Raw genomic sequence first — 3,243 nt, 5'->3', positions numbered from 1 at the left:
CTTTATTTCTAATAACAGTTATTATCTAAGCCTAACGGTTTTAATTTTATATAGGGGTTTATTTATGAAAAATTTATTAATGGTGAAATTTATAGCACCTATTATAATATTTTTATTACTATTATTTGTAGCAATTTTTATTATTTATAAACCCTTGTATAGGGAAAGATTCTTAAATGAAAGATATTTAGAATTATTAGAAGCAAAAACAAGAACCGAAAGTTATGTTGATGAATTAAAAAACACCATATATGTTATGGGGGCATATTTAGAATCTAATCCTAATTTAGTTGATGTTGGAAATTTCTTAACTAATGTTCAGAAGCTTGATTCAGGTTATTTAAATCTTTATTTTGGAGATACTATTCCATATTCTAGAGGAGGTGTTTTTATAAATTCATTAGAACCTTTCCCAACAACATATGACCAAACTTCAAGAGATTGGTATAGAGCTGCTGTGGCTACTAATGATATAATGATAAGCAATCCTTATATTGATTATGTATCTAAAAATCTTACTGTAACATTTTCAAAGGCAGTTTATACTAATAACTCTTTAAAAGGCGTATGTGCTGTAGATTTTGATAATATAAATGGTATAGCAGAAAGCTTAAAAAAGAATTATAAAGAAGAGGTTTATATTGTTTCTGAGAATGGCATTTTTATGACTCATACCAATGATAATTATATATTAAATGAAACAAATAATTTATTTACTTATAAAACGTTTGCTAATTTTAGCGGCAATTTATTATCTCATGTTGGCGATTTGAATATTGTAAAAGATGAATGGTATTCTATTCAAAAAGTAGATAATGCTCCTTGGTTATTAGTATTTAGAGGAAGTGCTAAGCCGTTTTATTCACAGTTTAATTTTTTAATGCTCTCTTTATTTTTATGTATAGTTCTACTTATAATTTTGGAATGTTTATTAGTAGCAAAAATAGTAATACCTTTATCTAATAATTTATACAGGGCTATTGATATAATGAAGCTTATGAAAGAGGGAAAGTTTGATAATAAATTTAATAAAAAAGATTTAGCGAGAAAAGATGTTGCAGGAGTTTTAACAAATTCTATTAATGATATGCAAAAACTAATGTATGATATACTTTCTAAATTAAAAACTAATATATCTCTTATCAATGCTTCTTCTGAAGAAATATCAGGCGGAATTGATGATTTATCAAATAGAAGTTCATCTCAGGCTGCTGCTGTTGAGGAGATGACTAGCTCTATAGAAAATTTATTTACAGCTATATCAAATACTTCAAAGAGTTCATTTGAAGCTAAGAATATGAGTTCCAAGGTTACTGAGTCTACTCAACATGGAGTTGATGCTGTTAATGAAATATCTCATAATATGATGGAGATTTCTGAATCTAGTAAAGAAATTTCTAATATTACAAAATTAATACAATCAATAGCATTTCAGACAAACATATTAGCACTTAATGCGGCAGTTGAAGCTGCTCGTGCAGGAGAGCAGGGAAGGGGATTTGCAGTGGTCGCTTCAGAGATTAGGGCGTTGGCACAAAATGTTAATGAGGCGGCTGGTAATATTACTAACATTATAGATAAAACTGTTTCTAAGATAGAAATAGGCGATGAGTCGGTTAAATCATCTTTAGCTATACTTTTAGAGATAGAAAAATCTGCTAAAGAGGTTTCAGACATATTAGTTAATATATATGAAGCAGCTTCTGAAGAGGAAGACAGTGTAAGACAAATTAATGTTGCTATGAATGAATTAAATGAGATTACTCAAGAGAACTCAGAATTAGCAAATAAAAGCTCTATTTTAGGAAAAGAGATTGTAGATGGAGCTAATAATTTGTCATCTGAACTAGAATATTTTAAAGTTAATACAGATGATTGATGATATTTAAGATATTGTTATATAAAAAAAGGACTTGTATATTTACAAGCCCTTTATTTTTTACTTAATTTTAATTTTCTCCAAAATGGAATCCTACACTAATTAATGCTCCAATAGAATGATGCTGATTTATATTTCTTGAAGCAAATAGTTTTGATACATCATTTTTATTAAAAAACATATATTCATAAAAAATATTAGCACCTACTACAAAAGCACGATTGTCATAAGTATATATTCTTCTCTCAACAGATAAATTAACGTATAATGATATAGGAACTTGATTAGGCTTTTCATTAATGTCATCTATGAAAGGTATAAATTTAGCTCCAGCAGAAATACCATAAACAGCAGATTGATTAGTATTAAGGGCATTGGGTAAAAATATAGGTGCTACTACAAATTTACAAGCTAAACCAGTATTGATACCCATTATATCCATTTGATTTATACTATATTTATCACTTGGATTATTTTTCACAGATAAAGAACCAAAATTAATACCTGTATCAAATAACAAGTCTATACCTTTCAATTTTGTACCTATTGGAAAATTATATCCCAATTGTAAGTTTAAATCTCCTCTTCCTTCAAGTACACTTCCTGTTAAATCTGTAAAACTTCCAACAACTCCAAGTTTAGCAAGAAAATCTAATGTAAATGCTGCAAACAGATTATTTGAAATTATTATTACAGCTGCAATAATTGTAACTATTTTAGTTTTCATATGATATATCCTTATATTTTAGGTTTATGAATTAATTATCATATGAAATTATAATATCATATATAAAAAAAAGCAATTGGTATTTTTATAAAAATATCAACTAAGGAAAATATAAAATAAAGGCATTATAAAACACACTATAAAAGCCCATGCTGCGTAAACATATATATAAAGCACATTCTTAGTGTCTCCTATAGTGATGTTTTTAATATCTTTTATATCTTCATTGTTTTTAAAAATATTTAAAATAGACTTGATATTAAAAAATGTTATAAAAACTAAATTGCCAAGCATAACTAAATTTGTGCCTACTAATGTTATCTTGTTTGGAGTAATTCCGTATTCTGCTAATCTATACAAAGAAGAAGTTAATACTAATATATCAAACAATATTGCTACTATAGGAAGAACAATATATAAAGCCTTAGTAAATATACTTGATTTATAATCAGCCCTTACAAAGAACATATTTAATACAATTACAGCAAGCATAATATTATAAAGTACAAAAGTAACTCTATTATCATAAGGTCTTATATCAGGCATTAATAGAAGAAGCAAAAGTATAAATATAAATAATAAACTAAAAGGCATTAATATTCTTGATAAATATATAGAAATATTAGTTTTCATTTTT

Annotated in this window: 2 protein-coding genes and 1 pseudogene; 1 reads left to right on the top strand and 2 read right to left on the bottom strand. The window is 26.6% G+C overall.

Annotated elements, in window-relative coordinates; all coding sequences use genetic code 11:
* The first annotated feature begins 64 nt into the window (after positions 1 to 64).
* Positions 65 to 1,879, top strand: coding sequence for a methyl-accepting chemotaxis protein (locus E6A48_RS09955; protein WP_219710056.1), 1,815 nt, complete (start codon positions 65 to 67; stop codon positions 1,877 to 1,879).
* Between the two features lie 70 nt (positions 1,880 to 1,949).
* Here E6A48_RS09955 and E6A48_RS09950 read toward each other — a convergent pair whose 3' ends face one another.
* Together E6A48_RS09950 and E6A48_RS09945 are read right to left on the bottom strand one after the other, a co-directional pair.
* Positions 1,950 to 2,606, bottom strand: coding sequence for a hypothetical protein (locus E6A48_RS09950; RefSeq protein ID WP_219710055.1), 657 nt, complete (start codon positions 2,604 to 2,606; stop codon positions 1,950 to 1,952).
* A gap of 96 nt (positions 2,607 to 2,702) precedes the next feature.
* Positions 2,703 to 3,243, bottom strand: a pseudogene (locus E6A48_RS09945) (hypothetical protein); the annotation flags it as partial.

The organism is Brachyspira pilosicoli, from assembly GCF_019402445.1.
GTDB classification, from domain to species: Bacteria; Spirochaetota; Brachyspiria; order Brachyspirales; family Brachyspiraceae; genus Brachyspira; species Brachyspira pilosicoli_B.
Note: the sequence above shows the minus strand (reverse complement) of the source record. Positions and strands in the feature narration are given on the sequence as shown.

Excerpts from the sequence above, each read along its gene's own strand:
- E6A48_RS09955 (WP_219710056.1), top strand. The coding sequence starts at position 65 with ATGAAAAATTTATTAATGGTGAAATTTATAGCACCTATTATAATATTT.
- E6A48_RS09950 (WP_219710055.1), bottom strand. The coding sequence starts at position 2,606 with ATGAAAACTAAAATAGTTACAATTATTGCAGCTGTAATAATAATTTCA.